The organism is Variovorax sp. Soil_C_39, assembly GCF_057656815.1.
In genome coordinates, this window is sequence record NZ_JBDGJQ010000003.1 from 1 (window position 1) to 13,462 (window position 13,462).

Below are 13,462 nucleotides of genomic sequence, written 5' to 3' on the forward strand. Positions count from 1 at the left end.
CATGCCCTTGCGCCTCAACTCCTGGTGCACGCGGCCATAGTCGGGCAGCACGTAGTGCGAGGGGCGGTCCAGCCGGCTTGCACGACGCGACGCTCCAGTGCCGTGTCGCTCAGCGTTTGAATGGTGGGCCAGTCCAGGCCCGCGACGCTGGCAAGGCCGACGTACTTGGCCACGACGCCCTTGGAGATGCCGAGTGAAGCCGCGATCCGTTCATGGGAGAGGCGGGCTTCGAGTTTGAGACGAAGGACGTCTCTGATCTTGCGCATGTTGATCCTTGGTGCGGGCAAGCCTGTCTCCGGCAAAAGCCGGGCAGGCTACCCGCATGGGGTGGATGAAATGCGCAACACCAACACGCTGACGTACGGCAGCGTTCCGCTGCCGTGACCGGTGATTCCGCCATCGTGACCGGTGATTCCGGACCAGCCAGAAATCGGTCACGTTGAGCCCGGAATCACCGGTCACGTTCGTGCGGAATGCTCGGTCACGTTCGTCCGGAATTGACGGTCACGATGCTCCGGAATACCCATCTTCATAGAACGGCGCGATCAGCGCCTTGAAGGTCAGCCGCTCGTGCCAGGAGCTGATGATGATGCGCACATGCGGAAACTCGCGTAGCAGCGCTTCGAGATTCGGCAGGAAACAGAAGTCCGTGCCGTCGCTGGGAAGGTAGCCTTCGCCTTTCAGGTGCAGCACGCCGTCGAAATCGAGGAATAGGCTCATTTCAGCCTCTGGCGACCGTCGCACACCTTGGCAGAGAGGCATCTCGGGCACTGTTCGACGGTCAAACACCCCCTTCGATCTGGTCGATCCCCGGGGCTGTGCGACTGTCGCTCGCCCTTCGTAAAGGGCGATCTCGGGGCCGCACTCGACGGTCGAAGCCCTTGGACACGGCAGATCTCGGGTACTGTGCGACGGTCTCACCCCTCGAAGACCTGGGCGCTGTTCGACCGTCGAACAGCGCTTCGGATGTCGCTGTCATCACAATCGTTGATCAACTTGGGATAACCGCTCGCTTCATCGCTCACGACCAATTCTACGGACCAGCCGACGTTGGGTTGGCCGCGATGCCGATCTGGCGGCGGCTATTCGGCCAGCACAGACTGCGGCGGCTCTGCGGCTAGGCTGATGTGCTCCAGCCTCCAGCGCTTCAGTTGCTTGAATTGCTGGTAGGTCAGGACCGATTCCGACACCACCTCACAGAAGCGCAGTTCGATGTGCTGCCACGTCTTGGTGGGATCGAACAGCTTTTCCCTGAATGCCTTCTCGATCGCCTTGGCCACCGTTTGTGCCCCCTTCTCGGCCGCTTCGAAGTCAGGGTCAGCCGAGTGCAGGATGAGGATGTCGAGGGTGTAGGTGTCGTCGGAGCCTTCGCGAGTGACTTCGGCACCTTCGTCCACATCGAAGAAGACGCCAACAATCAACTCCCCATGAGGCTTCACGGCCTTGGCAATTTTCTCGTGCAGCTTGAATTCCTTCGCAACCAGGCGGCGCTCGAATTCGTCGGGAAATGCCGAGCGGCGATAGCGACTGGCCAGCCACATCTGAAAGATTGCATGGTTTTCCTGGGACAGGTTCGCATCGGCGCGAGGGAGAAATGCGTTCAGTGCGAGCTTGTCGACATAGATCTTGGCGGTCGCCTCGAACTCGGTCCAGAAAACGGCAGCGCCCGCAAACTCGACATGGAGCTTGCGGGCGTTCTTGGCATGGGTGCAGTTGCCATCTCTGTCTGCCACCAGACGGCCAACGACCACCTCGACGACAGGCTCCCCTTCGGGCGCTTGTGCGAGGTCGCAGTCGTGGCTGGCGACGATGGCGAGCGTCTGGTCGAGTGCCGCCGCGTGAGGAAGCCCTAACGCTTCAATTGCGTCTTTGCCCAGTAGATGCCCTTGGCGCCATGGGGTGTCACGATTCCACTCCGCCACGTCCTACCTTCACGAGTAGTCGTTGGGGGCAGGAAGGTCGAAGTCGGCGCTGGCGGGCGTCTTCGCCCGATTCGCGAACCGAGCATCCATGCGTTCGCGTTGCGCCGCCTCGCGTCTATGAATCTGGATCAGCATCAGGGCAGCTTCCCTGGCGGACTCACCTGCCTGAGCAACCTGCATCAGCGTCCGACCATTGGCGAACTTGCGCTTCAGGAGGGCCGAATCGATGCTCACGCCTTCATGCGCCAGCACGTCAGCGGCTCGGGCAAGGTCCTGCAACTTCGCAGCGTTCTCGTTTGCAACGGGCGCGCCATTGAGCCAGTTGTAGACAGATTGCCGCGACACGCCGAACGTGGTCGCGAGGTCGGAGATGGCCGGGTTCAGCACCGCGCGGATGCGCGACAGGTCTTCGCTAGGCGTGCGAAACTGATCGACCTCCGCAATTTCGAACGCGGACACTCTGTGCTGTGCCGGCTGAGCGCTCCGTTGCAGGTGTTCCAGAGAAAGCTCGCCTCCAGTGCCAATGCCGGTCAATGCGGCACCTGCAGCAGTCATCCACCCTGCCCAGCGAACAAGGGTGGAAGTGACGCCTGTTGCGGCTGGTCGGTCGGTAACCCAGCCGCCATAGGTCATTGCTGTGCTCATGATGTTCCCTCCTCTAGGCCCAAGAGGCCCGGGCATGGTCGGTAACCGTAGCATTGAAGGACTTGACGATTTCATCATGGAGCGCCGTCAGTCGTGCCCCCACCTTGGACAGGTCGAACACTTCTCGCTGGCCGATGGATGCATCTGTATCAACAATGGCGTGCAGGCTTTCGCGTTGGGTAAAACGAGGATCGATGGTTGGGGCAAAGCCGCTCAGTTCCAGGGGCAGGCCAATGTGTCCATGGCGGATGAGGACACGCGACACAAGTTGCCCAGCGGCAGTCGAAACGATGGTCTCGCTGACCGATTGCTCAAGCTGACCTTCGCCTCGCAGCGCAAGACCCAGCACTTCCGGCACGAGGAAGTCCCGCAGCGTTTCGCCGTCTTTCGACGGTTGAACAGCGTCCAAGTACCGCAGCCCGATGCGCTCCACGAAATCGAGACGCAGGGCGTCGTGCAGCATGCTGAGTCCCTTTAGAAGGATCTCGGAAAAGATTTCGAAGGTCTCGTAGTTCGTGGTCTGAAACGACAGGGCATTCGTCTCCAGCAAGAACAGCGTGCGCCCAGCAATGTCGCCGAATTGATAGCGCGCCTGCGGCGTAACGGTCGGTGCGGCCATCTGCCCTTGTTCCCCTCCGCCGAAGGGCAGCACAAGTTGCTGAAAGACTTCCTTCTTGTAGTCGGGAAACTGCGCCTCCCGCATCTTGGACTGGATGGCGGGAATGTACCCATCCAAATCCAGCACCGGGTTGAACCGGACTTGGGCAACGGTGTAGTAGACCGGCGCGCTGGTCAGCTTCTTCCCCATATTACTTTTCCTCGACTATGTGCTTGACAGGCAAGTTGACACTTTACATCACAGTTGACAACCCTTCATTGGCTGGGGTGTGTAAAGTTGCGCGAATCCGTGCGGCGGCCGGCAATTGGCGGCTCCGGATGCCGGCTATGCCGCCAGCCTGTGCTGCTCGTAGTACGACCGCTCGCGGTCATCAAGGATCGCGTACGAGACCTTTAGGTTCGCACCGTCAGGCTTTCAGCCCAAGGGTCGACGTTCTCCCGCTCGATCGGAATGATGCAGCGGTCGTGATGCACTGCCGCGATCTCCTCCGGCGGTTCGCCGGCAATGGCAGCGAACGAGAGGTCGGGCTCGCCGGTGGCCGATCACTCGACCAGAGGCATGCAACAAGCATGTTCTGTTGCAGCCGCGGCCCGAACTCGAGCAGCCACACATCGTTGCCATCCGGTTGATGTGCTCTAGAAAGTCGCTCGGAGGCGGCGAGCGGGCGTCTGGGGAGCCGGTTCGGTCTGCCTGTCCGGCATACTTAAGTCGCCCGCTATAGTTTCTGTTGTCGAGAGCGTCCGTGACGAATCCTTCCCAAGGCTCAGCGAACGAACCGTCTCCCCCGGTGCACGATTCGCGCTTGCCTCGCGCCTGAAGCCGGGTCATCCGATGTGTGCCGACATTGTCAGCCCCGCAGTGCGCAGTTCAATGATGTCCCGCATTCGGGGCAAGAACAGCCGCCCCGAACTCGCTCTGCGCAGGCAGCTGTTCGCTGCCGGATACCGTTTCAGGCTCCATCGCCGAGACCTGCCCGGTTCGCCAGACATCGTCCTGTCCAAGCATCGGACGGTCGTATTCGTACATGGGTGCTTCTGGCATCGCCATGAGGGATGTTCGAAATCGACGACCCCGTCCAGCAATGCGACCTTCTGGGCGACGAAGTTCGCTTCCAACGTGCGGCGCGACGAGGCTGCGATCGATCGGCTCATCGCGCTCGGTTGGCGCGTTGCAGTTGTCTGGGAGTGTGCCCTTGGTGCTAATGGCCTTGATTCACCGCACTTCTCCCTGCTATGCGGGTGGATTGGTCAGACGCCCGATCAGGCAGGTGCTGACGCGCGGCGAAATCGGCTGGTAGTGCCTTGAGCTGATCGAGGAACGAGCATCTTCGACACGATCGCCGCGATGCGGTTGGCAAGCAGCGGCGGGACGGCGTTGCCGACCTGCGTGTATTGCTCCGTCCGGGTACCTTCGAAGAAGTAGTCGTCGGGAAAGGTCTGCAGGCGCGCGGCCTCTCGCACGGTGAGACTGCGGCACTGGACCGGGTCGTAGTGGATGTAATAGTGGCCGTCCTTCGCGATGTGCGAGACGATGGTGGACGAGGGCTCGTGTCCGCACTGGACGCGGAAGCGGTCCGGAAACGGGATCGCTGCGCCATCGCTGCTCGACGCGTTGCGGTGCTCGGGAAGCAACAGAGGCGGAAATTCGGGCAGCTTGGGAGAGCGATGGTATTCCCGTGCGAAGGTCGCGGCGAAGAGGTATCTCGCAAGGTCCGCCTCCATGTGCGATCGCGCCTCGTGCTGCAGGATGCCACCGACCTTAGGCCGTAGCACCCACGACCTGTATGCGGCCGCTTCGGCTGTGAGATTGCCTCCAGCCTCGATCAGAGGGGCTGCGAGGAAGGCCTGTCCGGTCCCATACAGGGACGCGGAGGACGCCGCTGACGCCCGCATCCGCTCCGAGATCTTGGTCACCGAGCCGCCCGACCAGCCCTTTACGAGCTTGCTTGCCTTGGATACGGCCCGATGCCAGTCGGCCGGCGAGTCCCCGCCGCGGGAGATGCGGCTGCGTAGCGCCGGGAGGTCCCAAATGGCCTCTCGCACGCCGATCGAGCGCATTGGCTGGAGCAGCTCATACGGAACGGGGTTGCCGGACTTGCGCACGCCGAGCAGGATCACGCGGTGGCGAGCCTGCGGGATTCCGTACTTTTCTGCCTCGATCAGATAGTCCCCGGGTGCGAGGCCCTGGCCCTGGTCGTCGCACACGACTGAGCGGATCTCGTACTCGACTCCGTCATGCGGCCGCGCAAGGTCGTCGATGATCCGGGAGAACATCGAGGCGCCTGAATGCTTGGAAGAGAGCAGGCCTTTGACGTTCTCCATGACGAAGATTGCCGGTCGGTGCGCGCGAATGATCCGCAGGTACTCCCGATAAAGGAAGTGCTTCACGTCCTCTGAAAAGGAGGCATCGTTGGTTCGGCGCGCTCTTCCTGCCAGCGAGTAGGCCTGACAGGGAGGCCCGCCTATCAGAACCCAGGAAGTGCTGCCTCCGAGCGCGCGTCGGATCTCTTGGTCAATTTGCGCCTCCTTTGTCTTTCCGAGCTCGAACTGGCGCGCCTCGGTTTCGGCCTCTCGGAATGCGCGTGCAACCGCGGGAACAGCGAGAAACTGGTCGCGAGAGAGGGAGCCGCGGACGTAGTCGTAGTAGTGGCGCTCGTCGGGCGTTCCGTCCAGCAGCCGATAGACGGCGCGCAGCAGCAGAGTTCGGTGAGCGCTGGATTCCTTCTCGATGGAGATGCCAAGGCGGAATACGGCGCGGCCGCGTTCGTCGCGCAGCGCGGCGAATCCTTCGCCGAGACCGCCGGGCCCGGCAAAGAGATCAATGATGGGAATCGACATTCTGGAGAGGGGTGAGTGGCTGCGATGTTACCAGGCGCGGCATGGCCAAAGGTTCAGATTCGGGCTGCATGGCGTAATGACCGCAGGCTCGCGCTGAGTCGCCGCTGGGAAAACCCTGGGCTACCCGCGTGCCGCTCGGAGGCTCAGTAGCTGATCTCTAGCCGGTCGAGAAGTAGCTTTAGCGCGTTCTTCTCTGCCTTCTGAAGATTCAGTCGTCCCCCAGCCAGCTTGTCTAAGGCGCGTGAGCTGTTTTCGGAGAGCAGCTGCTTGCCCCGCGCCAGATCGCGGATGGAGACGATCCGAGGTATCAGGTTGACAAGCGCGATGTCAAAGTCGAGTTCCCGATTTTTTTTGGACTCCTTCTTTCCCGACGCCGCCTCTGCCGCGAACTCCTGCAGCGGCACGCCAAACTCCCGGATGTCCGGCTTTAGGCCATCCATCTTCGGCTGGACGTGCAAGGTCCAGCAGAACTCCTTCTTGCAGAACTCTGAAGGGTTGCGTACCGCCCCGGGCGGGTTGCTGAGGATGGGGTGGATGCGCTCAGCGAGTGCCATCATCCAGTCGAGCAGTCTCGATGGCACCGACTGATCCCGCCAGACGCGCATCAGATCGAGCTGCATGCCGGCCGATCTGAATGCATGGGCCGCCGCTGCCAGCGTATAGGCGATGGTCTGGGCCTTCAGACCCTTCGCATCGCGGTACCAGGCGGACCGAGCGATTTCCGTGTCCACTTTGCGGAAAATGATGGCCTTGGCCACCGCACACTTGAACCAGAACTCGTTGATTGCCAACCCGTCGCCAAAGGTCTCAGTGGTGGTTGCGATGAAACGCTGGAAGCACTTCTGCTCCCCTTCGGACACATGATGCGGTCGTGATTCGAAGGCCAACTCGTATTTGGCAAGATCGGTCTTCGTGATCACCTGGTTCTTCGGATACTCGGCCTCGAGCCGCTTGCGCTGAGCGGCCGACTGGTAGGAGAACAGATTCGTGAATTGGCCTCTGGCGCGCTCGTAGAACCATTTCGTCGCGTACAGGGCCCCTTCGAGTTGAGGCGCGGGTATCTCGCGTGAAAGCCGCTGAATCTGCACCTGCATGGGACTGTTGGAAGCGAGATCGGCCAGTGAGACCTTGTTTTGCGTGTTTGCATACGCCGAAATCTTCGGAACGACCTCGCCGAGCTTTTCCTCTCCCACGACCGACAGCTTGACCTGGATATGGACGTTCGCGAGGTCTGACCGTTGTCCATCGCGCGCATAGAGGATCGATGCCGTCGTCTGGCCGCCGTTGACGATCTGCAGGTCCGTGATCCGGGCGATCCCGAGTGATCCGTCGGGAAGCTGATCGGTTTTGACCGACGAGGCGGTGACGGTCAGGCCGTTGTTGTAGGCGAAGAACATCGACGGCTCCTCGGCAATGGTCTTGAGGATGCCGCGATTGACGCTCGTCTTGGCCTGCAGGTAGGTCCTGACGTTCTGTTCAAGTAAACGATTGCCATGTCGCGCGAAGACTTGTGCAAGCACGGGCGCGTGGATCGCGAGCAGGTAGCTGCTGAAGCCTGTGTCGCCCATGGATGCGGGAAGGCATCGGATCGCTCCGCCGAAATCCTCCGCAAAATCGATCTCGACCGGATCTGCTCCGCTGCTGGAGATGCGGGCATACCTTTCGATGTCGAACACGTTGATGTGTACGGCAAGGTCCCCGAATGCACGCGATTCGAATGCCTTGCGCTTCGTTCGCAGCTGGGCGTTGGTGAAGATCAGCAGGCGCACGCGTGCCAATCTGGGAAAGACGTGGCGTATCTGCATCGCCACCCTGTAGTCGTGACTCGATTGCTCCATCAGCTCCACCGCACTACTCGAAAGAGCTGCGCGCAGGAAGCGTATCGCCTGCGCTACTGCAGCGTCGACGTCACGGGCGATGATCACCGGCAATTCGGGGTCCTGACGGAAGAGACAGACCGCGAGATGGAGGTCGCCGGCGCGGTCCTCCGCACCTTCCGGAATGTCGAGAGCAAAACCGTCAATCCTGTAGCCCAGACCGCTCTCGCTGAGCGCCGGGGAATAGTCCAAATCCGGCGAATCCGCGTTCTCCGCGGCAAGCAGCGCATAGATGTTGAAGAATTCGGTAACCTTCAGTTCGCCGGACGCGGTACTCGCAATGGCTATCTCGCCGGCAAGATCGGCGTACGTCTGTGCGGGGTCAGCCATCGATCGCCTCCAGCAGGTCCGACCAATCGACCTGGCAGCGGTCAACTGGGGGGCCTCCGACCTCGTACTGCACTGCGAGGACCCCTGAATCCACCTTTGCGGGCGTGAGCCGCGGGAACGCATCGTTCACGGCGTACGTCAGTGTTTCGTCAACGACCCACGGCTGACGTGAAACGGCAGCATCCGGATCCATGCAGGAAAGGGTAATGGTTCGTTCGAATGCGTGCAGGGCAACCGGCAGACCCGCGAGCATTTCCCGCACGGCGCCGCAGACTTGAGCAAGCGATCGCCCTGACGCTGCCGGCGAGAGCCGCACGGCAACAAGAAACACGTTCTGTCCACGATCGTCGAGCTGCGCGAGCGACGAGATCCGCAGCCGGTTGGCACTGGTCGCGCGCTGGGCCTTCACTTCGATTCGGGTGGTCCCGATTCCGATGTCCCGTGCATCGCCTTCTGGTCCGCGCCAGCCACCAACAATCGCGGCGGCACCTGCCGGGCTCTCCAACAGCAGCGATTCCACGACGACGAGCTCGCCCATCAGCCCCAGCGCCTCGTTTTCCGTGAGTCCGTCACCTTCTCGGCGTCTGAAAAGTTCCGCCCAGCTGTCTAGGGCGGCTAGGAGCATGCCGGTTGCTGCGCGCGGTGTCGGCGCCGCCTTGGTGCGCTCGGCAAGGTCGTGGCACATGACGGAGAAGTTGCGCGCCAAGCCTTCTCTCGTGAGCGTGAGACCGACACGCATTCCGCCGGACAACGGGACCTTCACGATCGTGATGTTCCTGAAAGCAGGCAGTTCGAACTCGTCAGCTTCGAAACCTCGAATCTCGATCGCCAGCTCGCGCTCGCCGCTGATCGAGTACTGCACATAGAAGTCCAGGACGTGGTCCGGGCTCACGCGGTATCGGCCGGCCGCGTGGCCGGCGGCGGCGATTGACAACCAGCGGGACTCGAATTCATTCATCGTCGGCATCCTCGTCTGCTTCGGCCTGCTCGCGGATCTCCGCAAGGAGCTGGATCAGCCGTGGGGACGCATAGTACTTGCGGGCCCTGCAGGCTATGGAGGTCTCGGGAAAGACGATGCTGATGGTCACGACTGGTTGCGCCCGGTCAGACGAAAGGCTAAGGCTGGAACCCGAAGCCGCGGACAGCTGCAGGAAGTGCACCAACAGAAGCGGCCGCGTGCGCGACATTGCAAGCCGACTGCCCTCCGAGGGCGCTTTGTCGCCGGCTGCTTCCGCCTCGATCCGGATCGCTTCCGCGCGATCCTCCAGCGCTTGGCGGTCCGCTTCGCCCAGCTTGAGGTCGTCCACGCCGAACGCGACGGCGTTCTTGGCCGAGATCTTGACGAGGGCTCCATCCTCTACCGCACTTGCGCGCGACCTGCATAGCAGGTCTCCTTCCCCAGCGGACGCGGAATAGGGGAACGCAACCACGTGACTGTCGGATCCGGCCTTGCGTCGGACGAAGGGAATCGCGACATCCCAATTCTTCAGCTCGCCGGCCGCGCGGTCTTCGATGTAGGCGCCAACAAGGCTGCTGGCTCCGTCGATTTCGAGCGCGTTGAATTCCGTCTGCGGCAACTCCATCGTTCGCAGAAGGCCCAGGATGGTCGCGACGGGTACGCCGCTCCAGACTAGGGCGTTTCGATCCTTTGCCGGCGGCACGGCAGCGATAGCCGGAAGGCCAGCAACGAAGGTGTCGATGGCCGCTCGGTTGGCTCGGTTGACCGCGTCGGTCGGATAGATCGCGTAAGCCTGAAGGTGTCGGGTGCTGAAATCCTCGGCAAGCGAGAGCGGTGCGGCGCTGCGCATCTTGTTCTTGGCCGTGATGGCGATGCCGGTCGGGCTCTGGCGGACCTTGAGTCCGAACTCGAAAGGCTTCTTGCCAAGCAGCGCCATGCGCCGGAAGTCTGCACGCAGTTCTTCGACGGACTCGCTGACCTCTCGGAAGTCGCCGACCAGTCCGGGGGTGACATGGATACGGCAGAGATTCTCGAAGCCCGGGCGGTATCCGAACCACCGGCCCATTTGCAGGAGGGTGTCGGCGGCACCGACGTTCCGAAGCACGTAAGAGACGAGAAGGCCTTCGAGCGTGAGCCCGCGGGCGAGTGCAAGGCCACCGATGCCGATCACGTGAAGCCCGGTCGAAGGCGACCGTTCATACTCGATGGTCCCGCCGCGCATGTTCACCAAGAGGCTTGAGATTGAAGAGATCGAGTGGTTCAAATGAGGCCGGATCTCGTCCCAAGTCATGCCTGCGACGTCCGCGTATTCGGTGTCCCATACCCTTTTGAGCTGCAGGAGCGTCGGGGACTTCTCCCAGCTGGCCATGGCCCATGTCTCGATGCCCGAGCGCAGGTCGGTCAGTTCGCTCTCGACGAGATCACGAACTTGCGACTGCACCGCGTTGAAGCGGCTCACGTTGACCAGCATGGCCGAATGTCGGGCGCCGTCACCCTTGGCGATGCGCAGCGCCCGTGCCAAAACATATTCACGGATTGCGTCGATCAGGCTCGCCGGGAGCGCGGACACCTTCCATCCGGCCTTGTGCGCGACGGGCAGCAGGTCGACATAGTCGGCAGGGATTTCGCGGACGCACGAGGATGCAAGGTCGCCGTCGTCGCCGAAGAGACGTTGCGAGCCCACGTAGTTGTCCGGTGGATCCAGAGACTTGATGAAATCGGCGGGAAAGAGATCTTCGCGGTCCCAATCGTCGGTCGTGTCGGGGTCGATGAAGATGTTGGCGAACGGTGTTGCCGTGTATCCGACGTAGGTCGACTGCTTGCATGTGTGCAGCAGCGAACGGATTCGCTGGTTGATGATGGTGGCCCGGTCCGGGTTGGTGCTGGTGTTGACGCTCGCGTTGTCCGCCTCGTCATCGATCAGCAGCATCGGTCCATCCAGCTTCTCGTCATGCCGCAGGCCCTTGAGCCAGTCCGCCAGCCGCTCGAGGACCTTGGGATTCTTCTTGGTCACGAAAAGGATCGGGTCGGCGAAATTCCCCTCGTGTGCACCCGTCGTGTTGGCCGTGGAAGCGTTGAAGTCGGACAGCTGCGAGGTGCCGCAGTAAGGGTGGCGCGCCACGTAGCCTTCCTGCCCGGCGAACGACCGTGCAACGTCGTAGATCTTCGAGTGCGCGGCGTCGCTGATCGACGATTTGCCCACGAATGTCTGGTCGAGCCTCACCTGGGTCTGGTATCGCAGGGAGTTCGTAATGCCGGCGAGGATGATGATGATCCTGTAGCCTGCATCTGCTGCCTTGGAGACCAGCGCCGAATAATTGGTCGTCTTGCCCATCTGGACATGCCCCATCACAAGGCCCCGCCGGCGGTTCCAGCCGGTGCGATCCTTGGGATTTCCCAAGAACCCCATGATCTCGTCGGTCACTAGGTCGACCGATCGGATGACGTCAACCGGAAGGATCGAGCGATCCTTCCAGTACTTCTCGAGCCGACGCCAGTAATGGAACTCGATGGACGCCTTCTCCTTGGGATACCACTCCGCGAAGTCCGCACGCAGAAGATGGCCATCGTCCTGTCGAGTACCAAATATCGTCTCGAGGTGCTTGACAGCACGTTCGTGCTCGAGCGTCGACAGTTTGAACATGCCGCCGTGCTCGGACACCGCCTTGTCCAGCTGGCCCGGGGCCACGGTGGTCCTTCCCTGCAGTTCGGATTCGATCGTCATCTGCAGGTAGACGAGCATCGCCTTGAAACGATCTTCACTCACGATTCAGACTCCATTCCTTTTCCACCTTCTCTTTGATGTAACTCTCCGCGTACTTCCAGTGTCCCGAGATTGGCTCGGTGCGCTTGGCAAATGCAAGGAAATCCTTCGCGGACGGCGAGCCGCTCTTCTGGCCTAGGTAGGCAATCCAGCACGCCAGAATCAGAGAATCGAACTCGGCCGGGTCTGTGATGGTCTGGACCAAGCCGGCATCGACCTGATGCGCGTCCTGCGCAATGTTGTTCACCGGCACGCATGCTTCGATCACCTTGAGCGCTTCGATCGCGACAAACGGATCGCTTGCCTGCGAGAGCATCTGGCGGATGACGGGATGCTGCTTGTTGATCTGGTATCTGATGCGTCCCGAGTGAACGTTGCGCTTCCAGACCTGTGCCTTCTCGCCGTGCTCCAGATCGACGCCCCTGTGCCGGTGGACGCCAACAGACCGCTTGGAAAACCTCTGGACGACCTCCCGCAGGCGCCTGCGCAGGTTGACCGGCAACTGGGCATCGGACTTGTCCAGCGTGATCTTCCAGTCGGTATCGAGGGTGTTCGGAAGGTCCACCCGAATGCGCGTGAGCTGCGACAGTTCCCCGTGCGGGACCAGCCTGAACCAAGTACCGTAGATGATCAGTCTTCTGTTCCGGTACACGTAGAACCCCTGGTTGCGCACCAGACCTTCCGGGCCGCCTAGCAGGTTGCGCTGTTCGATGGTCAACTTGGAAAAGTGGGGAATCACGTACGGTCTCACCCGGATGCTCTCGCTGCCCCTGACCGGCAGGACTTCCTCGTCGAGAGACTGTGTCGCGGGATGAGAGCTGAGGAAGGGATCGGCAGGCTCTAGGGGAATGCCCTGGACCGTGATTGCAAGCCTGCTGCCTCCGTCGCCCGCGAGGAAGCGGTGAAAGACCAGAGCCAGTTGCTTCCTCGCCTGTGAGATCTTGTCGTTCAGCCTCTCGTCGACAGTGGCATTGAGCCCGATGTCGTAGAGCCTGTCGCAGCGTGTCCATATCACCTCGGCGCCGCTGTTGGAAGCACGATGGCTTCCCAAGAGCGCCTCGGCCTCCGGACCTTGGAAAACGTGCATGCTCCAGCCATCCAGGTCGTCAATATCCCACCGGCCCGCGTTAACTTCGTCGCCCTGCCATGACACGACGCTCAGGACGCGAGCCTGGGAAAGCGATGCCGATTTCAGACCCCAGCCGAAGCGGCCCAGGTCGCCAACGTCGCGCTGTTCGTCTGGGTTCCTGCTCGCAGGGCGGAGCGCCGCAACGAGATCCGTGTATGACATCCCACGTCCGTCGTCCCGTATTCGGACCGTAACGTCGTCGTCGACTGGGTCGAAGCCGACCCACACGTTCGCGGCGCCCGCTTGGATACTGTTGTCCACGATATCCGCGAGCGCGGCCGCGAGGTCGTAGTTGCCGAAGCTGCGCGCCGTCGTCATCAGCGAAGCCGCATTCGGCGCGTTGGTGATTCGCAAAACTTCTCCTTGTTTCGGCATCCGTGC

11 protein-coding genes and 2 pseudogenes are annotated in these 13,462 nt (G+C 61.6%); 2 read left to right on the forward strand and 11 right to left on the reverse strand.

What is annotated here, in order from left to right:
- Positions 1-287, reverse strand: a pseudogene (locus tag AC3A6J_RS07815) (IS21 family transposase); the annotation flags it as partial.
- Between AC3A6J_RS07815 and AC3A6J_RS07820 the strand changes: the two are divergent.
- Positions 259-384 (forward strand): hypothetical protein, encoded by a 126-nt coding sequence (locus AC3A6J_RS07820; RefSeq protein ID WP_268810531.1) that lies wholly within the window; start codon positions 259-261, stop codon positions 382-384. The pseudogene AC3A6J_RS07815 and the gene AC3A6J_RS07820 sit on opposite strands and share 29 nt — an antisense overlap.
- Before the next feature lie 120 nt (positions 385-504).
- Here AC3A6J_RS07820 and AC3A6J_RS07825 read toward each other — a convergent pair whose 3' ends face one another.
- From AC3A6J_RS07825 to AC3A6J_RS07845, 5 genes and pseudogenes are all read right to left on the reverse strand, one after another.
- Positions 505-720: an HAD domain-containing protein gene (locus AC3A6J_RS07825; protein ID WP_487859360.1), complete on the reverse strand. Its 216-nt coding sequence runs from the start codon at positions 718-720 to the stop codon at positions 505-507.
- A gap of 362 nt (positions 721-1,082) precedes the next feature.
- Positions 1,083-1,922 carry a hypothetical protein gene (locus tag AC3A6J_RS07830; RefSeq protein ID WP_487859361.1) on the reverse strand — a complete coding sequence of 280 codons (840 nt, stop codon included), beginning with the start codon at positions 1,920-1,922 and terminating at the stop codon, positions 1,083-1,085.
- A gap of 9 nt (positions 1,923-1,931) precedes the next feature.
- Positions 1,932-2,567: a hypothetical protein gene (locus AC3A6J_RS07835; protein ID WP_487859362.1), complete on the reverse strand. Its 636-nt coding sequence runs from the start codon at positions 2,565-2,567 to the stop codon at positions 1,932-1,934.
- Positions 2,568-2,580: 13 nt separating this feature from the next.
- Positions 2,581-3,375, reverse strand: a complete 795-nt coding sequence (locus AC3A6J_RS07840) for a TIGR04255 family protein (RefSeq protein ID WP_487859363.1) — start codon at positions 3,373-3,375, stop codon at positions 2,581-2,583.
- A gap of 135 nt (positions 3,376-3,510) precedes the next feature.
- A pseudogene (locus AC3A6J_RS07845) lies at positions 3,511-3,790 on the reverse strand (SOS response-associated peptidase family protein); the annotation flags it as partial.
- Between the two features lie 269 nt (positions 3,791-4,059).
- Between AC3A6J_RS07845 and AC3A6J_RS07850 the strand changes: the two are divergent.
- Positions 4,060-4,491 carry a very short patch repair endonuclease gene (locus tag AC3A6J_RS07850; protein WP_487860041.1) on the forward strand — a complete coding sequence of 144 codons (432 nt, stop codon included), beginning with the start codon at positions 4,060-4,062 and terminating at the stop codon, positions 4,489-4,491.
- Here AC3A6J_RS07850 and AC3A6J_RS07855 read toward each other — a convergent pair.
- The 5 genes from AC3A6J_RS07855 to AC3A6J_RS07875 all read right to left on the reverse strand — a co-directional run bounded on the left by AC3A6J_RS07855 (position 4,446) and on the right by AC3A6J_RS07875 (position 13,435).
- Entirely contained in the window at positions 4,446-6,023 is a 1,578-nt protein-coding gene (locus tag AC3A6J_RS07855; protein WP_487859364.1) for a DNA cytosine methyltransferase, read from the reverse strand. The two genes, AC3A6J_RS07850 and AC3A6J_RS07855, sit on opposite strands and share 46 nt — an antisense overlap.
- 143 nt (positions 6,024-6,166) lie before the next feature.
- Positions 6,167-8,230 carry an AIPR family protein gene (locus tag AC3A6J_RS07860; protein WP_487859365.1) on the reverse strand — a complete coding sequence of 688 codons (2,064 nt, stop codon included), beginning with the start codon at positions 8,228-8,230 and terminating at the stop codon, positions 6,167-6,169.
- Positions 8,223-9,188 carry a PD-(D/E)XK motif protein gene (locus tag AC3A6J_RS07865; RefSeq protein ID WP_487859366.1) on the reverse strand — a complete coding sequence of 322 codons (966 nt, stop codon included), beginning with the start codon at positions 9,186-9,188 and terminating at the stop codon, positions 8,223-8,225. The genes AC3A6J_RS07860 and AC3A6J_RS07865 overlap by 8 nt, the downstream gene beginning before the upstream one ends.
- Positions 9,181-11,955 carry a Z1 domain-containing protein gene (locus AC3A6J_RS07870; protein WP_487859367.1) on the reverse strand — a complete coding sequence of 925 codons (2,775 nt, stop codon included), beginning with the start codon at positions 11,953-11,955 and terminating at the stop codon, positions 9,181-9,183. The genes AC3A6J_RS07865 and AC3A6J_RS07870 overlap by 8 nt, the downstream gene beginning before the upstream one ends.
- Positions 11,948-13,435 carry an ATP-binding protein gene (locus AC3A6J_RS07875; protein ID WP_487859368.1) on the reverse strand — a complete coding sequence of 496 codons (1,488 nt, stop codon included), beginning with the start codon at positions 13,433-13,435 and terminating at the stop codon, positions 11,948-11,950. Before AC3A6J_RS07875 ends, AC3A6J_RS07870 begins: the two co-directional genes overlap by 8 nt.
- Between the last annotated feature and the right edge of the window lie 27 nt (positions 13,436-13,462).